Annotated in this window: 24 protein-coding genes and 2 CRISPR repeat arrays; of the genes, 21 read left to right on the top strand and 3 right to left on the bottom strand. The window is 46.1% G+C overall.

All coding sequences use genetic code 11. The features are described from left to right. Positions 1-135 precede the first annotated feature (135 nt). The 13 genes from FZ040_RS06960 (at position 136) to FZ040_RS14345 (ending at position 10,380) form a co-directional block, all read left to right on the top strand. Positions 136-1,293 (top strand): type I-F CRISPR-associated protein Csy1, encoded by a 1,158-nt coding sequence (locus FZ040_RS06960; protein WP_187620271.1) that lies wholly within the window; start codon positions 136-138, stop codon positions 1,291-1,293. A 25-nt stretch (positions 1,294-1,318) separates the two neighbouring features. Continuing rightward, the gene (gene csy2, locus FZ040_RS06955; protein WP_149171343.1) at positions 1,319-2,239 is read left to right on the top strand and encodes a type I-F CRISPR-associated protein Csy2; all 921 of its coding nucleotides are present in this window, start codon (positions 1,319-1,321) and stop codon (positions 2,237-2,239) included. Between the two features lie 2 nt (positions 2,240-2,241). Next, entirely contained in the window at positions 2,242-3,249 is a 1,008-nt protein-coding gene (gene csy3 / locus FZ040_RS06950; protein WP_149171342.1) for a type I-F CRISPR-associated protein Csy3, read from the top strand. 5 nt (positions 3,250-3,254) lie between these two features. Next, complete coding sequence (gene cas6f / locus FZ040_RS06945; protein WP_149171341.1) at positions 3,255-3,833, top strand: type I-F CRISPR-associated endoribonuclease Cas6/Csy4; 579 nt, start codon at positions 3,255-3,257, stop codon at positions 3,831-3,833. Between the two features lie 128 nt (positions 3,834-3,961). Then, a CRISPR array of direct repeats spans positions 3,962-5,429; the repeat unit is 28 nt; unit sequence GTACTCCGCCGTATAGGCGGCTTAGAAA. Positions 5,430-5,511: 82 nt separating this feature from the next. Continuing rightward, entirely contained in the window at positions 5,512-5,979 is a 468-nt protein-coding gene (locus FZ040_RS06940; RefSeq protein ID WP_149171340.1) for a hypothetical protein, read from the top strand. After that, positions 5,972-6,184 (top strand): DUF2905 domain-containing protein, encoded by a 213-nt coding sequence (locus FZ040_RS06935; protein ID WP_187620270.1) that lies wholly within the window; start codon positions 5,972-5,974, stop codon positions 6,182-6,184. Before FZ040_RS06940 ends, FZ040_RS06935 begins: the two co-directional genes overlap by 8 nt. A 204-nt stretch (positions 6,185-6,388) precedes the next feature. Further along, a complete protein-coding gene (locus FZ040_RS06930; RefSeq protein WP_149171339.1) occupies positions 6,389-6,595 on the top strand; it encodes a hypothetical protein in 207 nt (68 codons plus the stop codon). Positions 6,596-6,691: 96 nt separating this feature from the next. Beyond that, entirely contained in the window at positions 6,692-7,132 is a 441-nt protein-coding gene (locus FZ040_RS06925) for a hypothetical protein (RefSeq protein WP_149171338.1), read from the top strand. 154 nt (positions 7,133-7,286) lie between these two features. Then, positions 7,287-7,940 (top strand): YczE/YyaS/YitT family protein, encoded by a 654-nt coding sequence (locus FZ040_RS06920; RefSeq protein ID WP_149171337.1) that lies wholly within the window; start codon positions 7,287-7,289, stop codon positions 7,938-7,940. 150 nt (positions 7,941-8,090) lie between these two features. Continuing rightward, complete coding sequence (locus tag FZ040_RS06915; RefSeq protein ID WP_149171336.1) at positions 8,091-8,492, top strand: nucleoside 2-deoxyribosyltransferase; 402 nt, start codon at positions 8,091-8,093, stop codon at positions 8,490-8,492. Between the two features lie 35 nt (positions 8,493-8,527). After that, on the top strand, positions 8,528-9,040 hold the full coding sequence (locus tag FZ040_RS06910; protein WP_149171335.1) for an O-acetyl-ADP-ribose deacetylase: 513 nt from the start codon (positions 8,528-8,530) through the stop codon (positions 9,038-9,040). Positions 9,041-9,068: 28 nt separating this feature from the next. Next, a complete protein-coding gene (locus tag FZ040_RS06905) occupies positions 9,069-9,968 on the top strand; it encodes a DUF1848 domain-containing protein (RefSeq protein ID WP_149171334.1) in 900 nt (299 codons plus the stop codon). A gap of 154 nt (positions 9,969-10,122) precedes the next feature. Further along, positions 10,123-10,380 carry a Sir2 family NAD-dependent protein deacetylase gene (locus FZ040_RS14345; protein WP_149171435.1) on the top strand — a complete coding sequence of 86 codons (258 nt, stop codon included), beginning with the start codon at positions 10,123-10,125 and terminating at the stop codon, positions 10,378-10,380. A gap of 98 nt (positions 10,381-10,478) precedes the next feature. Here the strand turns inward: FZ040_RS14345 and FZ040_RS06895 are convergent, their stop codons facing one another. Next, positions 10,479-11,798, bottom strand: a complete 1,320-nt coding sequence (locus FZ040_RS06895) for an ATP-binding protein (RefSeq protein WP_149171333.1) — start codon at positions 11,796-11,798, stop codon at positions 10,479-10,481. 154 nt (positions 11,799-11,952) lie between these two features. On the opposite strand from FZ040_RS06895, the gene FZ040_RS06890 reads away from it, so the two are divergent. After that, positions 11,953-12,192 carry a hypothetical protein gene (locus tag FZ040_RS06890; RefSeq protein WP_149171332.1) on the top strand — a complete coding sequence of 80 codons (240 nt, stop codon included), beginning with the start codon at positions 11,953-11,955 and terminating at the stop codon, positions 12,190-12,192. Between the two features lie 138 nt (positions 12,193-12,330). Continuing rightward, positions 12,331-12,729: a hypothetical protein gene (locus FZ040_RS06885; RefSeq protein WP_149171331.1), complete on the top strand. Its 399-nt coding sequence runs from the start codon at positions 12,331-12,333 to the stop codon at positions 12,727-12,729. Between the two features lie 196 nt (positions 12,730-12,925). On the opposite strand, the gene cas1 is transcribed toward FZ040_RS06885, so the two are convergent. Further along, positions 12,926-13,888 (bottom strand): CRISPR-associated endonuclease Cas1, encoded by a 963-nt coding sequence (gene cas1, locus FZ040_RS06880; protein ID WP_149171330.1) that lies wholly within the window; start codon positions 13,886-13,888, stop codon positions 12,926-12,928. Between the two features lie 11 nt (positions 13,889-13,899). Continuing rightward, a complete protein-coding gene (gene cas2, locus FZ040_RS06875) occupies positions 13,900-14,175 on the bottom strand; it encodes a CRISPR-associated endonuclease Cas2 (RefSeq protein ID WP_149171329.1) in 276 nt (91 codons plus the stop codon). Positions 14,176-14,199: 24 nt separating this feature from the next. Then, positions 14,200-14,675: direct repeats of the CRISPR family, unit length 38 nt; unit sequence GTTACGATACCGCAAGCGGTAGTAGGGTGCTAGCAACA. A 661-nt stretch (positions 14,676-15,336) separates the two neighbouring features. Here cas2 and FZ040_RS06870 point away from each other — a divergent pair. The 6 genes from FZ040_RS06870 to csx19 all read left to right on the top strand — a co-directional run bounded on the left by FZ040_RS06870 (position 15,337) and on the right by csx19 (position 22,485). Next, positions 15,337-16,323 carry a hypothetical protein gene (locus FZ040_RS06870; RefSeq protein WP_149171328.1) on the top strand — a complete coding sequence of 329 codons (987 nt, stop codon included), beginning with the start codon at positions 15,337-15,339 and terminating at the stop codon, positions 16,321-16,323. Between the two features lie 175 nt (positions 16,324-16,498). Beyond that, on the top strand, positions 16,499-18,184 hold the full coding sequence (locus tag FZ040_RS06865; RefSeq protein ID WP_149171327.1) for a Cas10/Cmr2 second palm domain-containing protein: 1,686 nt from the start codon (positions 16,499-16,501) through the stop codon (positions 18,182-18,184). Between the two features lie 2 nt (positions 18,185-18,186). Next, a complete protein-coding gene (locus FZ040_RS06860; RefSeq protein ID WP_149171326.1) occupies positions 18,187-18,849 on the top strand; it encodes an RAMP superfamily CRISPR-associated protein in 663 nt (220 codons plus the stop codon). Next, on the top strand, positions 18,846-20,507 hold the full coding sequence (locus tag FZ040_RS06855) for a hypothetical protein (RefSeq protein ID WP_149171325.1): 1,662 nt from the start codon (positions 18,846-18,848) through the stop codon (positions 20,505-20,507). The genes FZ040_RS06860 and FZ040_RS06855 overlap by 4 nt, the downstream gene beginning before the upstream one ends. Continuing rightward, complete coding sequence (locus tag FZ040_RS06850; RefSeq protein WP_149171324.1) at positions 20,504-21,895, top strand: RAMP superfamily CRISPR-associated protein; 1,392 nt, start codon at positions 20,504-20,506, stop codon at positions 21,893-21,895. Before FZ040_RS06855 ends, FZ040_RS06850 begins: the two co-directional genes overlap by 4 nt. A gap of 2 nt (positions 21,896-21,897) precedes the next feature. Continuing rightward, positions 21,898-22,485: a type III-D CRISPR-associated protein Csx19 gene (gene csx19, locus FZ040_RS06845; protein ID WP_149171323.1), complete on the top strand. Its 588-nt coding sequence runs from the start codon at positions 21,898-21,900 to the stop codon at positions 22,483-22,485. The last annotated feature ends 3 nt before the right edge of the window (positions 22,486-22,488 follow it).

Raw genomic sequence — 22,488 nt, 5'->3', positions numbered from 1 at the left:
TCTTTTAGTCCGCCGGATAGGCGGCGACTTACAACAACCCTTTATATATTTTATTATATATTGACTTTACCTGAGGATGGAGTTACAATACCATTAACGTAGGATATTGTATATTTTAGAAATGAGGTGAAGATTGTGAGTGTTTTTTCAGATTATGTCCAATCTGAAGCAGATAGGAAGAATAAAACTAAAAAAGAATGGCTGTTGGATATAGCTAAAAATGCTGATAAATGCCTGTTGGCTACCCATATAGGACGGTTCACGAATCCTGATGTAACGGTCAACTGGCAGGCCGATATAAAAGACAAACCGGCAGAAGGATATGTGTCAACATCATCTGTATCCTGTAACAATGATGTGTTTGTGGCGGCTAATTACCTGGCTACAGCCAGTTTGTTACAGCAAAAGCTGGAAGATGGCAAGACCGTTTATGAACATCTGCAGGCAGATGATGATTACCTGAAGCAGGATATTGCTGATATAGGAGTAGACTATGTGGCTGTGCGCAATGCGCTGTTGGAAGTAAAGACTCATGAAAAGCCAACAGCTACCGATACACGGCTGAAACAGGTATATTTTCCCGTGGGAGATGGTTATCATTTACTGACGGTACTGCCACCGTCCAGTCTGATGCAGGAAGTACGGCTGCGTATTCGGGCTATGGAGGATAATGCGAGACAGGCCTGTGATAAAAAATCAGAAAAATACGGCAATGTTCATGAACGCATTTATAATCTTACGCAAATGAAGTTCGGTGGAACGAAACCCCAGAATATCTCGTTCAATAATAATCGATTGGGGGGGCGTTGTTATATGCTGCCATCATTACCGCCTACGGTAGTGGGGCGGTCTATTGCTTATCCTCGCAAAGATTTTTTCCGAGACACGTTAAGACTTGGGGATTTCAGGTATTTATTCTTGCAGTTGCATAGTTGCTATATAGATAAGCGGAATAATTTGGTTATACGTCAAAAGATTCGTGGAGTAGAACAGACAATCATGGACAGGGTAATGCAGAGCGTATATGTATTACGGCAAAAGGATTGTGGCTGGAGTGATTCACGAAGTCTTGGTAAAGCGCAGACGATTTGGTTGGATGACAAGTATAAAAAAGAGCGTCATGAAGAGGATAGTTGGCAGTCTGATGTAGTCAAAGACTTTTTAGCTTGGCTGATGTCAACTTATGAATGGATTTTGAAACGGGATAAGATTTTGTTGGGGGATGGAGAATTAAAAGCCTTGTCCAGGGAAATATATGTGCTTGTCAAAGAAGATTTGCAAAAACAGTGGTAAAAATAAATAGGAAGGGGGTAGGGGCGTGAAAACCTATTTTCTTGTGCCCAAAATGAGGATTCAGAATGCGAATGCAGCCAGCAGCCCATATACAGTGGGATTTCCCGCTATGACGGCATGGTTGGGGATGGTTCATGCGTTGCAAAGGAGATTGCAACGCCATGATCCGTTACAGAGGATTTGTTTGTCAAGAACGGCGGTGGTGTGCCATAGTTGCGAATTGCAGGTATTTAAGGATAATGAAAACTATTATGATGCACTTATTGGGACAGCAAATCCGCTAAAAAAAAGCAAAAAAACAGGGGGCTTTGAAAGACCACCATTTGTCGAAGAAGCGCGTTGCCATTTGACTGTTAGCTTATTGATAGAGGTGGATGGCCTGGATGGCATAGCGGTGGAGATTTTTGAGGAAACAGCCAGACAGGAACTGCCGCGTTTGAAGGCTGCAAGTGGGGAAATATTTGCGAGACCGGAAGAGTGCAAACGTTGGAAAATATATTATGCGGATGAATATGATGAAAAAGATGAACGAAAGATACTGGCACATCTTATGCCCGGTTACGCAATCGTTCAACGTGGTGATTTGTTGAAGCGTGGAGATGACGGAGATGCCTTGGATAGCCTGCTTGATGTATCGAAAATTCGTTATCAGGCGATTACTGATGAGCAGGGAAAAATAGGCTGGCAGAGAGAAAAAGTCGTTCCCAATGGATGGTTGGTGCCGATTGCAGTGGGCTTTAGGGACTTGTCGGGCGAAATGACAGTACGGGGACAGCGTTCCTATGATTATGAGCATCATTTTGTTGAGCCATTGGTAACGGTAGGGGAATTTGTCATGCCGTATAGGTGTAACTCACTGAACGATATCCTATGGGAGTACCAGTATGACAAAGATGCTGGCTTATATATGTGTCAGAATAACTTTTTACATAAAGAGGAGGACTAAAAATGGCTAAGAAAGACGTTATTCCATCTGTACTATCGTTTGAGAAAAAGCTGGTGGTTTCTGACGGCTATATGTACGGAACTGTTTGGACTGATGAGCATAATAGCGAAACGGAAACATTGAAATTGGTGGAGAAGTCCGTGCGAGGAACGATATCCAACCGACTGGAAGTTGCCGTTCAAAATGATCCTGCCAAGCTGAATGCAAAAGTGGAGAGCGCTAATTTGCAACAGGTGGATTCCTGCGCTTTGGGAATGGATAAGGATACACTGAAATTGTCCTTCACGATTAAAGTATTAAGTGGTTTAGAGAAGCCATCTGCCTGCAACAATGCAGACTTTGCTGTAAGCTATGCCAAGGCCGTAAGGAATTATCTGCAGAATACTGGCTGCAAAGAGCTGGCGTATCGCTATGCGTATAATATAGCCTGTGGCCGATTTTTATGGCGCAATCGTTTGGGCGCAGAGAAGATAGATGTTGTGGTTAAAGCAGAAGAGTTAGTGCAGACTTTTGATGCGTACGAATTTCCATTGCGTGACTTTGAGGAAAATACGCAGCTTGAAATATTAACTGCGAAAATTGCGGATGTCTTGTCGGGCAAGAAACCTTATCTCTTTATCGAAGTGGATGCCTATGCTAAACTGGGAATCGGGCAAGAGGTATATCCCAGTGAGGAATTGGTGTTCGATAAGGGAAAAAGCCGGAAGAGTAAGATTTTGTATCAGGTAAATGGTGTAGCAGCAATGCATTCACAGAAGTTGGGGAATGCTCTAAGAACTATTGATACCTGGTACCCTGCTTTTTCTACAGAAGAGGGGGTAGGTCCTATTGCTATTGAACCCTATGGAGCTGTGACGAATTTGGGCAAGGCTTTTAGAAATCCAAAAGAGAAAGTGGATTTCTATACTTTATTTGATAAATTTTCGTTGGGTGAGAAGTTGAGTGATGCGGCAGAAGAGCACTACGTGATGGCTGTATTGGTTCGAGGCGGAGTGTTCGGCAAGGGGTGAGTTTGATGAAGTACTATCAGGAACTTACTATACTGCCGGATGCAGAAGTGTCAGCAAATCAGATATGGAGTAAAGTATATCATCAGTTACATATTGCATTGGCAGATCAAATAAATGATGGAGAGAAAGGGCGAATCGGCGTTTCGTTTCCCGAATGTGTAAATGAAGGAAGAATAACGCTTGGAAATAAATTACGCGTATTCGCAGAAGAGGAGAAAGAATTGGCCAAAATGGATATAAAAAGGTGGTTGCGACGCTATCAAGATTATGTCCATGTAACACAGATTCGTCTGGTACCAAACAGATTGCGGGGGTATGCAATATATCGGCGGTATCATCCAAAGGCTAATTATTCTCAGAAAGCAAGGAGATATGCAAAAAGGCATAGCATTGACTATGATGAGGCAATAAAGCTCTTTCCGATGGAGAACAAAAAAATTGACTTGCCTTATGTACAAATGAGTAGTGAAACTAATAGTCAAAAGTTTAGGCTTTATGTGGAGAAGGTCCTGTGTAATAGTGAAGTAGATAAAGGCTTTGGAAGTTATGGCTTGGATAATAAATCTACAGTACCAGAGTTTTGACCCAAAATTTTTACGATGGCTTGAGCCCTTGATTTTAAAGGGGGATTGTAATAAGGCAAAAAAAGGGTAAAATTGGAATAAAGGTAAAGTATGCTTTGTTTAAAAGGGAAGGACGAAGTTTTATTACAGTACTCCGCCGTATAGGCGGCTTAGAAAGCAAAGAGTTTGGATGAGCCGAAGCGGAGATTGTACTCCGCCGTATAGGCGGCTTAGAAATTCACTATTGTATGGGTAGGAAGTCAGTGACAGTACTCCGCCGTATAGGCGGCTTAGAAAAACGACTGGCCCGCCGACCTCTTCCTATCCATGTACTCCGCCGTATAGGCGGCTTAGAAATTGGTATGAGGCTTTCATGGAGTCTGATGGCAGTACTCCGCCGTATAGGCGGCTTAGAAATTGACCCGCAGCAGAATATGAGCCAAGCGGCCGTACTCCGCCGTATAGGCGGCTTAGAAAACCCTTCGGCGTAGCCCTCGCCGTAGCTTACAGTACTCCGCCGTATAGGCGGCTTAGAAATTCTTTCGGACTGTTCTTGTAAGGATTCCTGTGTACTCCGCCGTATAGGCGGCTTAGAAAGCGCTGGCGAATAACCATTGCGTATACTCCTTGTACTCCGCCGTATAGGCGGCTTAGAAAGTAGAGGTTATGGCTTTGCAGTAGCTTTACCGGTACTCCGCCGTATAGGCGGCTTAGAAAAGACCGCAGAGGCGGCAAAATTGGCAACCGTGGTACTCCGCCGTATAGGCGGCTTAGAAACTGTTGCGTGACGGTTCCCACGGTTGCCAATTGTACTCCGCCGTATAGGCGGCTTAGAAATTCGATGCGTTTGCGCCCTGTTGCGTGACGGTGTACTCCGCCGTATAGGCGGCTTAGAAATGTCCCTCGATGCGTTTGCGTCCCGTGGCGTGGTACTCCGCCGTATAGGCGGCTTAGAAATCGTGGCGTCTGGTGGCGTGCCTAGAGAATCTGTACTCCGCCGTATAGGCGGCTTAGAAAAGTCAGTAAATATCGATGCGCTTTTTCGTGGTGTACTCCGCCGTATAGGCGGCTTAGAAAATATACGAGGGCGCAGATGATGCAGACAAGGGGTACTCCGCCGTATAGGCGGCTTAGAAATAAAATCCGATGGCACGCCAGACCGCAGAGGCGTACTCCGCCGTATAGGCGGCTTAGAAACACCGGGAAACGCGATTCATATTCCGTTCGTCGTACTCCGCCGTATAGGCGGCTTAGAAATTGCCACCGACATTCGTGTCGGTCGCACGCTCGTACTCCGCCGTATAGGCGGCTTAGAAAACCAGTTGCAGATTGACCGTCATGAGAAGCTAGTACTCCGCCGTATAGGCGGCTTAGAAATTCTTATAGTATCACTACTAATACCTTTGATTGTACTCCGCCGTATAGGCGGCTTAGAAAACTTGCAATATTTTATGCACGTAAGCACTATCGTACTCCGCCGTATAGGCGGCTTAGAAAGTCTTAACGAGTCCAAACGTTGATGATGTTGCGTACTCCGCCGTATAGGCGGCTTAGAAAGCGGAACCAAGAGACATATGGGGCAAACGACGGTACTCCGCCGTATAGGCGGCTTAGAAAGATGTTTATAATATATGTTAATGTATTATTAATCTAATGATTGAATACTTATTATAATTTTTGTAACTGATGGTGATAGGAAATGCACGAATTAAACTGGCAGCATTTTTCAGCAGGCGATTTTGCGGATTTGCAGGCACGGTTGCGAGCGTCTTGGCAGGAGATTTTGCCAGGTGGGGAGTATTATGGGCAGATTCGTATTTGTGATGTTTGCTATGATATTCAGGCCGAATGGCTGGATTGCGAGGCGTATGAAGACATCTTTGTGACGATGAGTCCGTTTTTTCCGCATGATGAAGACTCTGCGGAGGAACCCTATCAGGAAATGGTGGCGGGGATGCCGTTTGATACGGCAGATGATGCGAGCATCGTTTATGCGAAAGAAGATTTCCTGGCGTTCAGCTATCTGCGTTTTTGCGACGATGCCACGCAAAAAATCCAGCAGATGCTGCAAAAGGATGTATTTGCCAAGGCGTTGGCACAGGATACGAATTTTTGGGAGCGGCATGATGAAAAGCTGCGGCAGAAAAGAGGTCAGGCAGATGAGTGATATAGGGAAGATGCTTATTGGCATGGGCGTATTGCTGATTGTGGTCGGTGGTATCCTGCATTTTGGCGGCAAATTTTTGCCGTTGGGGAAACTGCCTGGCGATATCAGCATCACCGGCGAGCATGGCTCCTTCTATTTTCCGGTGGTGACCTGCATCATTATCAGCATTGTGCTGAGTGTCATTGCCAATTTGTTTCATCGGTAAAAAAGCTGGGAAGTGTCCTGGCGCTTGCTATAATCCCCCTATGGGCGGCAGGATAATCAGAACTGTCACCATAGGGGGATTTTTTGGTAGAGAATTGCCGATGTAGAGAAACGGAAAGATTGCTGTGTTATGCAGGAATTTTGTTATCCATAGGGAATTAAGGGGATAGGCAAAAGTTTATTTCTTTGAGGAGGAGCACACATCATGAAAGACTTACATCGAGCCGTAGATGCTATGCATCATCCCTATCAGTATTCCGATTTGGAGTTGGAGCGCGCGAATGAAGCCATCCAGGGAAGTCCTCTGAAACAATTCTACAAAGAATATTATCAAGGCCTGTACAAACGGATTTTGGCGTGCAAGCAGAAGAATAAAGATGAAGCCGGTGAGACGGGATATTTTGGCGGATGAATTAAAATATTCTGAAAACAAATTGACAGTGTTTCATTTTTGTGGTATATTAATGCTAACAAATTGGTGGTAAATCGTGGGAGGAGGTAGGATGGTATGAGAAAATTTTTGTCGTTGTTGGTAGCGCTGCTGATTATGGCAGCAGGGTCGGTATGTTTTGCTGCTTCTTCGGTGAGTGGCAGTACCAATGGTTCAAATGCCTGCCGGATAAACGTGCAGGCGCCGAATAATTCGAAGCTGAGTTATTCCAAGATGCCTGCTTTTATTGTTACGTTTAAAGACACGAAAGGCAAGGCTGCGAATGGAACGATGATTTTTGTTGACCGTTCGACGGGAAAAGTGCTTTCGTCCCGTAGCGTTTACGGCAAGACAAATTTTGTTCCGCCAAATGAAAGACGCAGCTATATTGTCGTCTTTAAACCAAAAGTAAAAAATCAGGTCATCAAGTGGACGGTCCAGAAGAATCACTCGGCGGTCGGCAACCGTTATTTCTGTGAATTGTACACGACGAATTACCACATCAAATCGGTAGGCTAAAAACTCGAGTGGATTCGAGGGCTGGCGAATCTCATGGCAGTGTTCATGAGATTCGTCAGTTTTTTGTTTGGGCAATCCTGCACGCAGCGCATAGCTGATTGACTTTTGGTTATGCCCGCTCTATACTATCTATCCGTAGGAGGGATTGATTAGAATGTCCATGGTGGTCCGTTATGTATTGTTTGTTGTTGCCGTTATTGTCCAGGCGTCGGGAATTGCCCTGGTAGTAAAGAGTATGCTTGGAACATCGCCGATTTCCAGCCTGCCGTATGTGATAAGTCTGGCGTCGCCGTTCACGCTGGGGCAGATGACTTTTACGATAAATATGGTATTGGTGCTCGGTCAGTATCTGCTTTTGCGCAAGGGCTTTGATACGATACAATTCCTGCAGGTTCCGGTTACCTTGATTTTTTCCTGGTTTATAGATTTCTTTATGGATGCATGGGCGTGGGTGGTTCCGGCAAACTATGTCATGCAGCTGCTGCCGTTATTGGCAGGAACTACCTTGATTGCGTTTGGCGTTGCTGTGCAGGGAATCGCCAACGTGCTGATGCTGCCGGGAGAGGGCATCGTATATGCCGTGTCCAGGCATTTTCACCTTGAATTTGGAAAGGTAAAAACGGGCAATGATATCAGCTTGGTCATGCTGGCCGCGGTTATTTCGCTGATATACCTTGATGGCATCGAGGGCATCCGGGAGGGAACCTTGATATCGGCACTGATTACGGGAACGATAGCCAGATTTTTCTTGAAGCATCTGGGCAAAGTCGATGCGAACGGCAATTTGGTATTTCATCCGCATTGGTAAGCGGGAAAATATAGCAACTAAGACAAGAGTAAGCGGCAGGTAAGCACTCTTGTTTTTTTATTGGGAATAGAGGATATGGGCAATCGAACACGAAATTAAGGGAAGAGAGTTTTTTTCAAGGTATTGATTGGCAGAAAATGAGGGTATGAGATGAAGATATATTTTGCAGGTTCTATTCGTGGTGGCAGACAGGATGCGGAGCTTTATCACAAGGTCATAGCAGCTTTGAAGGAAAACCATCAGGTGCTCACGGAGCATGTAGGCGATTTGAGTTTGTCCGTAGTGGAGGATAAAGGCGATAAAGCCATTTACGAACAGGATACGGCCTGGCTCAGGGAATGTGATGTGGTCGTAGCCGAATGCACACAGGTATCGCTCGGCGTTGGCTATGAACTGGCTTATGCAGAGGCGCATGGCAAGGAAGTTCACATTTTCTATCGCCCGCAGGATACGCAGCTTTCGGCGATGCTGGCGGGAAATGAACGCTTCCACATCCATCGTTATGCAAAGGAAGAAGATCTGCTGGCGCAGGTAAAAGCTATCTGGAATTGAGTCGTTTGCCAGGAAACGTGAAGGAGGTAGCCGTTATGACAAGTATAAGGACAGAGCTTGGCGATATTACCGCCAAAAATTATGCGGATGCGATTGTCAATGCTGCCAATGAGAGCCTGCTCGGCGGCGGTGGTGTCGATGGCGCGATTCACCGGGCGGCAGGGCCGGAGCTCTTGGCGGAGTGCCGGACACTTCATGGCTGCAAAACCGGGCAGGCAAAAATCACCAAGGCCTATAAGCTTCCTTGCGATTATGTCATTCATACGGTGGGACCTGTCTGGCACGGTGGTGACCAGGGGGAGGCAGCGTTATTGGCCGATTGTTATCGTCATTCGTTAACACTAGCTATGGAGCATGATATCCATAGCGTGGCGTTTCCTTCGATATCCACGGGCGTTTATTCGTATCCGGTCCAGCAGGCGGCAGCGATTGCCGTGCAGACCGTCCGGCAGTTCGTGGCCGAACATCCGCAGGCTTTTACGGAAATCCTTTGGGTGTTGTTCGATGCGCGGACGAAACTAGTCTATGATGGGGAATTATACGGATGAAGGAATACGGGCTAACTGAGGGGACAAGATGATTATAAGTGCCAGCCGCCGGACGGATATCCCGGCGTTCTATTGGGATTGGTTTTGTGCGCGGCTAAAAGCAGGCTATGCCGATGTCGTGAATCCATTCAATCGCAGGCAGGTGAGCCGCATATCGCTGCAGCCGGACTGCGTGGACTGCATCGTGTTTTGGACGAAAGACCCCACCCCTATGCTCGAAAAGCTGGAGGTGCTCGAGCCGTATTCTTACTATGTGCAGGTTTCCCTTACGCCGTATGAGGTGGATGTTGAGGCGAATCTTCGGCCAAAAGAAGAAATCATTAAGGCCATGCAGGCTCTGTCAATGAAGTTGGGGAGACATCGCGTTGTTTGGCGGTATGATCCCATCTTGCTGAATGATAATTATACCAAGGAGAAACACTTGGCCTGGTTTTCGCAAACGCTCGCGCAGCTGGCGCCCTATATTGAGCGGTGCGTTATCAGTTTTATTGACCTCTATGCCAAGACAAAGAAGAATACGCAAGGGTTTAACCTGCATGAATTGTCAGAGGATGAGATGCGGGAAATGGCGGCGGGGCTTGCGCGGATTGCCAAGGGCAGTGGCATTGTCCTTCAGACTTGTTCGGAGGCAGTTGACCTATCCGCGTTCGGCATCGGTCATGGAGCCTGTCTGGATGGTGCGCTTATCGAGCGTATTACGGGAAGGCCCGTCAAGAAGACTAAGGCCAAAAGCCAGCGGCCGCTATGCAATTGTGTGGAGAGTTTTGACATCGGGCAATATGACACCTGCATCCATGGCTGCCGCTATTGCTATGCCAATGCGAGCCCCCAGCGGGCACAGCAGGGCTTTGCGGCGCATAATAATAGTTCCTCCCTTCTTACGGGGCGGCTATTGGGGGACGAGCATATTACCGAGCATGGAAGATAAAAGCGGAAGTGACGAAAGGTCAGGAGATGCCGAATGGACAGCAATATTGATACACTGGCAAAAATCCTTAAAGACAGCACACGGGCGGTGTTTTTCGGTGGCGCGGGCATGTCAACGGAGTCGGGGATTCCGTTGACATGCCCGCGCTGATGGTATATATAACCAAAAGCTGAATCGTAGGTTCCGTCCTGGCGTAGTCCTCTATGAAGAAGGTCTTGATGATGATGTCGTGCAAAAGGCTTTGCAGGTTATAAGTGCAGCAAATACCTTGATTGTCGGCGGTACCTCGCTCGTCGTATATCCAGCGGCCGGAATGATCGACTTTTTCCGTGGGAGGAGTATAGTTCGGAAGGAAAACAATAGCCAGACCACCAGAATTCGAAGCAGTGCGCCATCGATGGGAGAAAGGTGAGTTGTCTGAACGTAGAGCTGCAGATTTGTTAGGTGTGTCAAGGCCGACTGGGGACAGTTGTTTGAATGCAGAATCTCGGAGTCCTTTCGATAATACTCTCATTCAAATTCGTTGCTTAACATAAAATCAAATAAATTTATAATTCGTATACCATCTTCTGTTAGTTTGATATTACTATCTAAGGTTAAAACAATCTTAGGGAAGTTATCTTTTATCTCTTTTAAAGGAGCTAATTCACGTGTAATGGTTTCTTCAGAGCGCATTTCTTGCGTAACTTGATAATATGTCTTTTCTTCACCTTTTATAGCAATAAAGTCTACTTCTTTATTGCCGATTTTGCCAACGGCTACATCGTACCCTCTACGAAGTAATTCAAAGTAGACAATATTTTCAATCTGATGTCCGGTATCTATCCCTCGGTAACCTAACAGATAATTCCTAAGACCTGTATCTACCATGTAATATTTACCGAGGGTTTGTAAATACTCCTTACCTTTTATATCAAATCTTTTTATGGGATAAAAGAGATAAGCTTCCGTAATATCGTCTACATAATTGGAAATAGTTCTGACAGCAGGTTTTCCGTGTCTTTTTCTTTCCTGCAACATTTTATTAGATACCAGCGTATTGCTAATATTGTTGAAGGAAATACTGCTTCCAATATTATCAGCAAGGAATTGACATACCTTTTCAAGCAGGACAGAATCTATGGTGTGGGAATTAGGTTTTAGATTAGCACGGTCAATTATATCTTTTTTTACAACCGTATTATATATGCCATCTAGTATAGCTAAAACTTTATCTTGCTCAAGTCCGATATCACTTAAAACTGGGAAGCCACCATAACGAACATATGCCTCGAACAAATCTGCAATCTCTGTCATTTCACCCAAAGAGTCATAGGCTCGTTTTCTTTGTTCACCGATTGGTGAAACATAATCTTTTAAGGTATATCCTTGAAAGGTTATGAACTCCTTGAAAGATAAAGGCAACATTTTTATTTCAACATATCTACCAGATAAATAAGTAGCATATTCAGATGATAATAAGTAAGCATTTGAACCTGTTATGTATATATCACAATTAAAATCGACCTGAAAAGAATTAACGGTTTTATTCCAATTTTCTATAGTCTGTGGTTCGTCAAGAAAGATATACATCTTTCTTCCAGTAATAATTCTTTCTTGTACATATTGATAGACTTGTTTACGGTCAAAATCATCAAATTTATTAGATTCAAAATTCATGTAAATTATTTGTTCAGGTGGAGTATCATGTTCAATTAGATATTTCATCATGAGCTTCATTACTGTTGATTTTCCGCAGCGTCTAATGCCGGTGATGATTTTGACCGGCTCTTGGTCCTTAAAAGCCAGCAGTTGCTTAAGATATATGTTGCGTTGCTTTATTTCTTCCATAATGCACCTCCACTACCGTAATAATACCATAAAATATCATTTACATCAAGTTTATTATCTGAAATACAACAAATTTTATATATCGGCAACTTTATTGTCTTATGACAGGAACCTAGCTCACATAGGAGACTGCCGTGTAGGCAGTCGTTTTACTTTGAGTAAAACATTGGATATGGATGAAGCAAATATTGCCAGCATGATTGCTGCCATGGAAGGATATATGGAAGATGTCAAAGAAGTTGCCCCGGCAGTGGCCTTAGACCACAGTACAGCAGCCTTGAAGAATGCCAACAAATACCTTGTAGCCCTGCTGGTTGCCGTGGAGCGGCGTAATATGGCAGAACGACAGACACCACCATTCAGCCTGAAGAAAGGCCGACAAGCACCTGCTTGAACTGAACAGCTTGCTGAAAAATGAAAAACAGGATAAGGCTGTAAGCCAGTTGGTGAATTTTCTGGTACAGGCCGGCAAAATGCAGACGAGACCTTTTTAGACCAGATTGCCCATAAAAGCTACGAGAAAAACGGATATGTGGACAAGGCTGACATTGATATAATCAGGCCAAATGATGGTCAATACTATACGGTATATTTCCGCCAAGGGGACCTTGTTGGAAATATATTGGTACCACAGGAAGTATTAGCTAGGCAGAGAGGTGGTTTTATCGAAAAAGTGCAGGAGTATCTAGATGCCCATGCAACGGAATTTCCTAACTTAAAAGACTTGCCAAATATTGAACAGGCTGAGACAGTGACCATATATTTGGTAAAATGCTCCCTTACCAATGACTTTAGCATGGTATTTGTGGAGAGGAATGATGTGGCCCCAGAAATTCTTATCGCTGAACTGCATGAGCTAGATGCGTATATTAATAGTTTTACAGATGTAATCAAAAATTTAGAAGAAGAAAGAAAAATGACGTGGACATAATATCCACGTCATTAATTTTTCAACGGTAATACTGCAGGTGGTAGAAGGAACTGTCAACAGCGACGCTCGGGAGCCGTGTGGCTCTAAGCCTTAACCCTCTATTTCTGAAAACATTCCCATTTTGGGGCAAAAATTCTGCTTGTCGTGAAATTTTTTTATTTCGAAAGCGCATGATTTTTACCTTTCAACCTTTGTCTCATAAGGGTTCAGTAAGGAGTTTTCGGCGGAAATCTTCTATCCGTTTTTGTATGAATTGGCGAGGAGAGAGATCCTTATATTCCTGATATGGCTTTTCCATATACCCTTCGTATTTCTGATACCAAAGCGTGCGAGCTTCGTTAGTGAGGCGGCATGTTCCTTCGTCATCTTTCTCAAAGTCCCGCGGCTTGTAGGTCTGCAGGCGTAAGAGGTTTAGTACAAAGCGATCTATGACAGGCTGACGAAATAGTTCCATGAGATCAAATACCAGACTATCTTTGCGGTCATTGTTGCTGTGCAGGAAGCCAATGCGCGGATCTAATCTCAGGCCGATAGTGGCGATACGGACTTCCCGCTCAAGGAAGGCGTAACCGAAATTTAGCAGAGCGTTAGCCGGATCGGTGGCGGGGCGGGTACGTCCTTTGAAGTGCCAAGTTCTGTTATCCAGCAGTGTACCGAAGCCGGAGAAGTAACATTTGGCACAGGTTCCTTCAATTCCCCGCAGGCTGTTGGCAGATTCAGCTTCGTTGATTTTAGCTCGTTCTTCCTTCAAGGTCTTCAGCACTTTATTTAATAAGGGGTTCTGTACTGTACGGGAATAACTCTTCAACAGACGGTATTGGTTGCGGATTTTCTCATCTACAACGATTTTAGCAAGTGGCATTGCGATGACAGGATCTTCCAGACAGGCAAACTGTTGTCTGATAATAGCCAAGGAAGCGTGTTCGTTGGCTAATTGGCCGAAAAGCTGCCACTTCTTATTCAAAAAGAAAATAGGAATGTCATTTTCCAGGCACGCAAAAATAACCGGTGTGGAAATATTGGCTGCCGGTCCGACAACAACGGATGTCAGCGAGCGGATAGGCATACGCCCCACCAGTTTTTCATCTTTTTCAATTACCAGCCGGCCGCCATTTTTGTGTACATTTCCTCCAGGGGAAAGCAAATACAATACACTCATATCATCATCCCCTAAACGATAATGACGTTACGGTCTTCTTCCAACGGTTTGCCATGCATCAGGATATCGCTATCACAAGCTTTGCAGACCGGGATAATCAGCAGCAGAGGATTCTTGGCATCTTCGGTTATCCGCAACAGTTCCTGCCAGATATTTTTGATTTCTTTATTGTTGCATTTGCAGGAAAACACACTGAACTGAATACGGAAGGCACGATCTTCCAGATACTTGACGATTCGGCTGCGAATACGATCCTCTTTGATATCATAGCATATTATGTATTTCATAACGGATTCTCAAAACAAATGAACTATTGTATACCGCAAGCGGTAGTAGGGTGCTAGCAACTTGCAAGACATTTTATGATTACCCAAAAATGCGCATTGGTTACGATACCGCAAGCGGTAGTAGGGTGCTAGCAACACATGGCTGCCTTGGAATGCTATTGCCTCTTATATCGTTACGATACCGCAAGCGGTAGTAGGGTGCTAGCAACAACGGGCGATGTCAAGAAAGCATTCAAGGCATAAGTAGTTACGATACCGCAAGCGGTAGTAGGGTGCTAGCAACATTGCAACTTGCTTCCGAAGAACGTATTTGGGAGTTACGATACCGCAAGCGGTAGTAGGGTGCTAGCAACAAAGGCGCAGAAGCTGGTGGCATTGGTGGTATGACTAGTTACGATACCGCAAGCGGTAGTAGGGTGCTAGCAACCGATCCATATGCTCAGCACACGCAATACTGTAATCGTTACGATACCGCAAGCGGTAGTAGGGTGCTAGCAACAGTTACGTTTGGGAGCCGCATGGCTCTAAGCCTCCCAACCTCATTTTTGAAAACCTTCGCCATTTTTGGGCAAAATCCTGCTGGCTGTGAAATTTTTTGTTTCGAAAATGCATGATTTTTACCTCCTGGTCCTTGCCTCATAAGGCTTCAGCTTGTCCACGAAAAAAACTGAAAACCTCAACGGTAGAATGCGGCTTGCGAGGGTGTGGTGGAGGTTTTCAGTTTTTCATCGTCTGATTACCAACATCCATAAAGCGCAGCCTATGACTCGATTATAACATATTTTCAATTTTTTTTGCGAAAATGCCAAAAAAAGCAATTAGGGGAAGTTATAGATAACAAGAGAGAAAACAACAGTCTAAGTAACAGGAGGTGGATTCCATGGATAATCAAACCTATGGTTGGGCAGATTGAATTTGATTTACAGAAAGGATGCGCTTATCATGACCAATAAAAATTTTTTCCCGATAGTACCACCTATTCCCTTCCCATTTCCGAAACCCATCCCCATCCCCGTCCCGTTTCCTGTCGAATGGTAAAGAAGATATCCCCAAGCAACTTTTTAGAAAAATTTTTTAGAGCAATGCCAAAACTGTTCCAGAGAAGTGGCTTTATACGGTAAAGAACCAAATGTACAGAGTAAGAGAAAGGATGTATCCATCATGGCAAAGAAAAAACATGTTAACGAAGCAGTCGTATCCATCCAGCAGAACACCCGCAATATCAATCACGCCGCTAAAGGTATGCGCTATTATCAGGATATGGGGGATGGCCTCTCCCGTTTGAACACTATGCGCGGTGGAACCAAAGGCTTTAAGGGCTTCGTCATGGAAGAACTGGAAGCAGGGAATGCTAGCGCCTTGGGCCGCCACACTGAAGTAATCAACAATAACGGCCTTGTTGACCTGCGGCATATCAAAACAGATGGTACTAAGGTTTTGAAGCAGATGAAATCCGGTTATAAGCCTGGGCAGATTGATTTTAGCCGTTACAAGGGACAAACCGTAGTAATCGATAAGGGCAATGTGAACTTCAAGGCACTTCAGGCTGCCGGCCGCAAAGTTGGTGTCAAGGTCGTAGAAGGCCATGTGACCGATGCTGAGGCTAAGATGCTGGCAGATATGATGCAGCTGGAAAGCAAAATAACCGGCAGTAAGAACGCCGTAATCAGTTCCAATCTCTGCAGTAGTGCCAAGCAGGTCAGTGCTGCACATAGCGTAGGGTTGAAATCGGCAAAATCCGGTTCCATTGCCGGAGCAGGTTTCAGTCTTGGCAGCAATATCGTTTCGGTGGCCAGAGGAAACAAAACGGTTGGCGAAGCAGCTGGGGATGTGGCAATCGACACGGTTAAGGCGGGAGCCATTGGCTATAGTGCCGGAGCTGTAGGCAGCGCTGTTGCCAGCACGGCTATAGGAGCGGCGGCCATCGAAACCGCCGGTGCTGCAGCTGCCGCAGTGTCATCGGCTCCGGTAATCGGTACAGCCATTACCACAGGCGTGGGGGCTGTAACCGCTGCCAGCGGTGCAATATCTGCCGGAACTGGTGCTGCATTGGGGGCAATTGGACTGGGCGCTATTGCTCCTGTAGCTGCAGCCGCTGCCCCATTTGTCGCTGCTGGTGCTTTGCTCAGTTTATTCTTTGATGATTGATTGGTAAGAAAAGGGATCGCATTCCCGTCTATTGTCCTTTGCAACAGCAATGTTGCAGGGGACAATAGACATAATATTTGAATATTTACATTGGTTCGGGAAGGAAATTTCGAATCACAGGGGGAATTTAGAAATTATATATTGCTCACTCATATTGGTGGAGGGAGGAAGGTTTATGGACGCGGTTCAGGCGCTATTATTCGATACACGCTCCATTCAGAGGTTTATCTTTTCAGGCAATCGGTTAAAGACCAATATTGGAGCATCCTATCTCGTTGACCATGTTTTTGATAAGCAGCTTATGAATGTGTTGGAAGATGAAAAGACAAATCTTGAGGTGGACAAGGACAGCTGGCACAATGAACTGGCAATTGAGAATTTGCAGGGAAAGCGGCAGTGTGTTGTGGCGGCCAATGGTGGGGGGAATGCCCTGTTGCTTTTCAGTGGGGATGTGACACATGAAGAACTGATTCAGATTGTTCGTCGCTTTTCTGCATTGGTACTGGTAGAGATTCCAGGGCTTCACCTAGGAGCTGCCTGTGGCACGCTTAGGCTGTCCAATGAAGAATTCCAGACTGATCTAAAGGCATTGTTTCAACAGCTGAAGCTGGTGCAGAATCATGTTTTTCCGGTGGTCAGTATACCTTATACAGGCTTGACACTTACCTGTCCCATCAATGGCGAAACTGCAAATTATTATGACCCTGATGGCAGTATAGTCAAGGTTGAAGAACGAGGACAACGCTTTTGTTCACAGGAAGCAGCAGTTAAAGCCAAAGCGGCTCATGAGGCCAATATGGCTTTGGAAGAGGAAATTTCAAAATATTCTCCTATCTGCCGCCGTTTTGCTTTTCCTCTGGAGATAGACGAGCTGGGGCAGATCGAGCGGGAGAAAAATTATTTTGCCATTGTGCATATTGATGGCAACAATATGGGGGAGAAATTCCGTGCCTGCCGTACCCAGTCGGAGCGCAGCAGACTCTCTGAAAACGTACGCCGCAAGACATGGGGCTGCTTTATTCACCTGTTGGAAAGCATTGGAGCAGAATATGGCAATTATATGGAACAGCATGCACTGGATCTTGGTGGTCGGCAGAAAAAGGATGAGCAGGGACGACCTTACCTGCCAATTCGGCCAATCATACTTGGTGGGGATGATGTGACCTTTGTCTGTCCCGCCAAAATGGCCATCTCCTATGTGAAGCGGTTTATGGAATATCTGTTGGATGAAAATTCAGTTGAAGGCATAGATGCAGCGGCTGCCAGACGCATGGACTCCTGCGGTGGCATAGCCATTTTAAAGACAACGTATCCGTTTTTCCGCGGTTACGAACTAGCCGAGCAGTTATGTGAGGCGGCAAAACAGCGAATGCGCAGGAAAAAACAGGATCATCCCGATGCGCCGGGGACAAGCTGGCTGGACTTTGCCATTCTGCATGGAGAGCAAGCCCCGACCTTAGAGCAGATTCGCAGGCAGGAATATTCCGGTGCCGGTGGCGAGGGAGGCATGCATTTTGGCCCTTATCAGATAGGACACGAGGAAGGTGGAGCCTTGCGTGATCATCGCCACGATATAGAGAATCTGCTTGAAGCAGTCCGCCAATTCCATCAGGGAAAACATACCGCCAAGGGCGTAGGCTGTATGGCACGCAGCAAAGCAAAGGAATTGAGATTCGTCCTGCAGCATGGGCCGGCAGAAATCAATCGTTTTCTGGCGCAACTAGCTCACATGAAACAGGATTTGCCCGAAATTGAAGCTTGGGATGCATTTCGTCAGGAAGAAAACGCCCTGTGGAGTGGTGGCGAAACACCTTATATTGATGCTGTCGAGCTGATGGATTTCTTATACGAGGAGGGATGACCATGAAACTGAATTTTTCTGTAGAAGTTCTGTCTCCTATCCATCTGGGCTCCGGACAGGCTGATGTCAATGTGGATGCGGAAGTGATTCATGATGCATATGGTATGCCCTATTTCCCGGCACGCAGGCTGAAAGGACTTTTATACGAGAGCGCTGTGGAAGTCTGTGAAATGGGACAGCTGAGCAAAATTACAGCGCTTACCAATATGCCGCTGGATGGACTTTTTCATCATGAGGAAAATGAAAGCCATGTCCAGCTCATTGTGCCCAATCTTTATCTTCATGATAAAGCTGGTTATCCAGCCTTGCAAACGGCCTGGAAGGCCTTGCAGGCAAAATATAAGGAGTTCCTGCAGCCTGCGGATGTTCTTCAGCAGTATACTTCTCTGCGGTATCAGACCAAACTGGAAAATGGTGTGGCTTTTAAAGGTTCGCTGCACAATATGCGAGTCGTCAAAGCTGGTGTGAAATTCTCCGGGGTGATAGGCCTGGAAGGAGAAGAGGCAGAGAAGTATCTTGTTTTGCTGGCGGCAGCCTGCTGTAATCTTCGTACAGCCGGATTGAAGCGGAATAGAGGCTTTGGCAGAATCCGCTGCGATTTTCAAGAAGCAGGAAATGAAAAGCGTACAGCCAGGTCGATATTGAAGGAGGTGCAGGCCGGATGAAACGACTGCCTGTTTTTATCGAAACGTATTCACCATTGATTCTGACCGCTGCAAATAATGCTACGGTAATGACAGAAACCAGGAAGACGATTTCCGGCTCGATCCTGCGGGGAGTGTTGGCAGCACGCTACTGTAACCAACAGGGGCTGGGAAAAGAAGCCCATCGGAATCCGAACTTTCGTCATTTGTTTTTCGATGCTTTACGCTTTGTGGATGCGCAACCGGCCATGGCAGGAAAGCGTGCCTTTGTTTTGCCGCTTTCACTACAGAAAGAGAAAAGTCATGGTGGCGCTGCTTTACCTCAGGTACAGGATCTGTTGCAAATTGCGCTAGATAATCGAAAGGATGGGTTCAAATCCTTCCGTGGTTTGGCTGTAGAAACAGAAAATGGCCTGCAGGGAGTGCAGGTACGGACAAATCTGATGCTGCATATGAATCGAAGTGAAGGGAAAAGGCGTCTGGCAGGTAAGAGCGATGATGGTGGTATTTTTAACTATGAGTCAATTGATGCAGGGCAGTCCTTCATTGGCTCGATTGTTGGAACAGAAGCAGATCTGACTGCGCTCCAAGATGGCCTCGATGTTACGGCAGATGGCATTACCTGCCATATTGGCCGCTCTCATTTTACCCAGTATGGTCAGTGTCTGCTACGCTTTGGTAATATGGAAAATTGTCCCTCTATTGGGACGGATGCCATTCGTGAACGTAAAATCCTTCTGCGCTTTGATACGTCTTATCTTCCCGTCAAAGCCAATGGAACTTGTGCAGATTTTGGCATTCCTGATGGAAAGGAGCTTTTGCAGCCGCTTATTGAGCACATGGGCAATGGTTTTTCCCTGCAGGAGATCTATGCTTCGCCGGTAGAAGTAGAGAAGTTTGTTGGTATTTGGTCGATGAAGCAGCCAAAATGTTTTGGCCTGGCAGCAGGCTCCGTATTTGCATTGCAAAAAGATTCGGACTGGACCGAGGAAGACCTTGTTCGTCTGGGGGCTTTACTCTATGAAGGAATAGGTATGCGGCGAGCTGAAGGCTTTGGGCAGCTCAGGGTGTGGCCGTGGCAGTCCATTCGGTTGGCTGACAAGAACAAGAACAAAGCGATATGCGAAATGCCGAGTATTCCGGAAACCGTCAAGCAGCAAGTCGAACAGATCATTAGCAGGCGCATCCTGGAGCAGATTCGTTTGTATGCACATAAGGATGTGCAGGATATGTACATTCCTGCTGGTTCGACGCATTTCTTTGCACGTCTTTTGCAGCTACTGGAAAAGGCAAAGGAACAGGAAAATGGCTCTCTACGTACAGCGATGGAAACATCCTTGCAGAGTCTTCAGCAGCATAATGATAATTTGGTGCGTGAGAAAAAGGACAAGCATCTGGTGCCTTTTGTAGAGCGGCTTCAGATGGTATCTCTGCATAATCAGCAGCTGAAGGATTATTTTACGAAGGCAGCCCTTCAGCCGTATGAAGAGCTGCACAATATTATGCAGGATATTGGTGGCCGGGAAAAAGAGAAGGAAGCCACGTTGGAAGATTTGATGCAGGACGTGGGCCTCAAGCAACAGGACTTTAACTTTAGTGATGGGGAGTTCTATTACGAGTATTGGTATTGGGTATGCTATTTTGCCCGCAAGAAAAAAAATAAGGAGGCCTCAGCATGAAGATAAAAGAACATGATGAACAGCTTGTCGGCAAGGTCGTCCTTGAAGGTACATTGAAGCTGGATGCCCCGCTTTTGGTGGGAGATGGTACAGCTTCTATGGCTGCGGCAAGGAGCAAGGATATTCATGTCCTAAGAAATGCGGAGGGCGAGGCCTTCATACCGGGGACTTCTTTGGTGGGGGTCCTGCGTGACTTGCTGGGGAGCCAATCGCCAGAAATGGTGGAGGAGATATTCGGAAGTCTGGAGACAATGCAAAGCACCATACAGGCAGAAGATATTGTTTTCAAGGAAAGCAAGCAGATCTTTCGGGATGGTGTATGCATAGACGAATATAAAGGTTCGGCCATGCAGGGAAGAAAATACGATTATGAAGCCATTGAACGGGGAGCAGAGGCCGCATTGCGTCTCGTGTTTACCCTGCGGGCGTTTCATCTGGCTGAAGGCACAGATAAAATTAGAGGCGACGTAAAAGACAGTATATGTTTTCTGCGTGACCGGTTGGCAGCCGGCATACATCTTGGTGCTAACACATCAAAGGGAATGGGGCGGACGCATCTTGTAAGTCCGGTACTTGGCTATTATGATTTTCACAATTCTAAGGATGTATTGGCATGGTTGGGCACAGACCAGCCAGCCGCAACAGACGCCTCTGTTCAGTTGGTGGAAATCGGCTCAATGCCTCTTGAAGCTCCGGATACTTTTGTTATATCCGCCACCTTTGCCCTGTGCTCCTCCCTACTGGTACGGGATTATCAGATTAGCAGGGAAGGAAAGCAGATTGCTGTCATGAAGCATAGCGGAGAAGCAGCTGTTATCCCCGGCTCCACTATCAAAGGCGTGTTGCGGCATCGGGCATCCTGTATCCTGCGTGAACTGGGACACAGATCAAAAATGTTGGACAGCCTTATGGGATGTGCAGGTGATGAAGATAAAAATGTCAAGTCTGCGACGGAAGGGCGCATTAAGAGCCGCTTTATTGTGGAAGAAAGTTATTTGGAAGAACATCCGGAACAGCTTAGAGAACCGATTGTTACCCGCAATCGCATCGACAGGTTTACCAGGGGCGTACTGGGCAATGCCTTGCTGAATACCCAGCCTCTCTATCAAGAGGACAATTCTGTCGGCACAGTAAAAATCCGTTTTACCATTCGCAACGCCACAGAAGCGGAAGTCGGGCTGGCACTGTTCCTGCTGAAGGATCTCTGGCAGGGAGAACTGGCTCTGGGCGGAGAAACGAGTATTGGCCGGGGCAGGCTCAAGGGAATCCGGGCAGAAATTCAGTATAAGCAGGATAGATTTGTACTGGAGGAAAACGGCAGAGTGGTTGTTGGGGATTCTTCTGTACTGGCAGATTATGCTTCGGCGCTGCAACGAAAGGAGGCATGAAGATGGGCTTTGAGTTGGCAAAAAATAAATTACAAAAACAGGACATTTGCAGCAGCAGAATGCCGCTGGTCCATATCGAGCGAAATGAGTCGGCATTAACAGAACTGCTGGCGAAAAAAATAAAAGCACCTGCCTGCTTAGTGGTATGGGCACTGCATGCCGTTACCTTCGGATGCTGGGATGGAGCAAAGCTGACCCTGCAGAACAATCAGGTGGAAATAGCAGATATTATAGAAATGCGTGTCTTTAATGCACAGGAGGAAGTTCATCTACTGCAGGTTGATGAATACTTTGAAGGGCGCTATATTTGTGATGATGACAGCGGTAGTCCGCAGGAAGTGATCGACAGTTTTTCACGATTCTGGGGAGAATGCGAGAGTCCGGAGTCAGTGACAGATCGAGACATGTATATTGAGCTCAAGGATGCTTCCCGCAAGCTCACACTGAATATTCCTGTTTCTAAGGGAAGCAAAGGCGGCAAATATTATGGTCTGACTACCCGTAACTATATAGGCTATGACCGTACCACTGGACTGGCAGGGTATGCAGATCAGCGTTTTGTCTCCATTGATGCGCTGAAGGAGGTGTAAATG

Source organism: Pseudoselenomonas ruminis (assembly GCF_008271295.1).
GTDB classification, from domain to species: Bacteria; Bacillota; Negativicutes; order Selenomonadales; family Selenomonadaceae; genus Selenomonas_A; species Selenomonas_A ruminis.
This window is presented reverse-complemented; position numbering and strand designations above follow the sequence as displayed.

Excerpts from the sequence above, each read along its gene's own strand:
- csx19 (WP_149171323.1), top strand. The coding sequence starts at position 21,898 with ATGGGCTTTGAGTTGGCAAAAAATAAATTACAAAAACAGGACATTTGC.
- cas2 (WP_149171329.1), bottom strand. The coding sequence starts at position 14,175 with ATGAAATACATAATATGCTATGATATCAAAGAGGATCGTATTCGCAGC.
- FZ040_RS06865 (WP_149171327.1), top strand. The coding sequence starts at position 16,499 with ATGGACGCGGTTCAGGCGCTATTATTCGATACACGCTCCATTCAGAGG.
- FZ040_RS06870 (WP_149171328.1), top strand. The coding sequence starts at position 15,337 with ATGGCAAAGAAAAAACATGTTAACGAAGCAGTCGTATCCATCCAGCAG.
- FZ040_RS06935 (WP_187620270.1), top strand. The coding sequence starts at position 5,972 with ATGAGTGATATAGGGAAGATGCTTATTGGCATGGGCGTATTGCTGATT.
- cas6f (WP_149171341.1), top strand. The coding sequence starts at position 3,255 with ATGAAGTACTATCAGGAACTTACTATACTGCCGGATGCAGAAGTGTCA.
- FZ040_RS06910 (WP_149171335.1), top strand. The coding sequence starts at position 8,528 with ATGACAAGTATAAGGACAGAGCTTGGCGATATTACCGCCAAAAATTAT.
- FZ040_RS06895 (WP_149171333.1), bottom strand. The coding sequence starts at position 11,798 with ATGGAAGAAATAAAGCAACGCAACATATATCTTAAGCAACTGCTGGCT.
- cas1 (WP_149171330.1), bottom strand. The coding sequence starts at position 13,888 with ATGAGTGTATTGTATTTGCTTTCCCCTGGAGGAAATGTACACAAAAAT.
- FZ040_RS06925 (WP_149171338.1), top strand. The coding sequence starts at position 6,692 with ATGAGAAAATTTTTGTCGTTGTTGGTAGCGCTGCTGATTATGGCAGCA.
- FZ040_RS06915 (WP_149171336.1), top strand. The coding sequence starts at position 8,091 with ATGAAGATATATTTTGCAGGTTCTATTCGTGGTGGCAGACAGGATGCG.
- FZ040_RS06940 (WP_149171340.1), top strand. The coding sequence starts at position 5,512 with ATGCACGAATTAAACTGGCAGCATTTTTCAGCAGGCGATTTTGCGGAT.
- FZ040_RS06920 (WP_149171337.1), top strand. The coding sequence starts at position 7,287 with ATGTCCATGGTGGTCCGTTATGTATTGTTTGTTGTTGCCGTTATTGTC.
- FZ040_RS06855 (WP_149171325.1), top strand. The coding sequence starts at position 18,846 with ATGAAACGACTGCCTGTTTTTATCGAAACGTATTCACCATTGATTCTG.
- FZ040_RS06850 (WP_149171324.1), top strand. The coding sequence starts at position 20,504 with ATGAAGATAAAAGAACATGATGAACAGCTTGTCGGCAAGGTCGTCCTT.
- csy3 (WP_149171342.1), top strand. The coding sequence starts at position 2,242 with ATGGCTAAGAAAGACGTTATTCCATCTGTACTATCGTTTGAGAAAAAG.
- FZ040_RS06930 (WP_149171339.1), top strand. The coding sequence starts at position 6,389 with ATGAAAGACTTACATCGAGCCGTAGATGCTATGCATCATCCCTATCAG.
- FZ040_RS06905 (WP_149171334.1), top strand. The coding sequence starts at position 9,069 with ATGATTATAAGTGCCAGCCGCCGGACGGATATCCCGGCGTTCTATTGG.
- FZ040_RS06860 (WP_149171326.1), top strand. The coding sequence starts at position 18,187 with ATGAAACTGAATTTTTCTGTAGAAGTTCTGTCTCCTATCCATCTGGGC.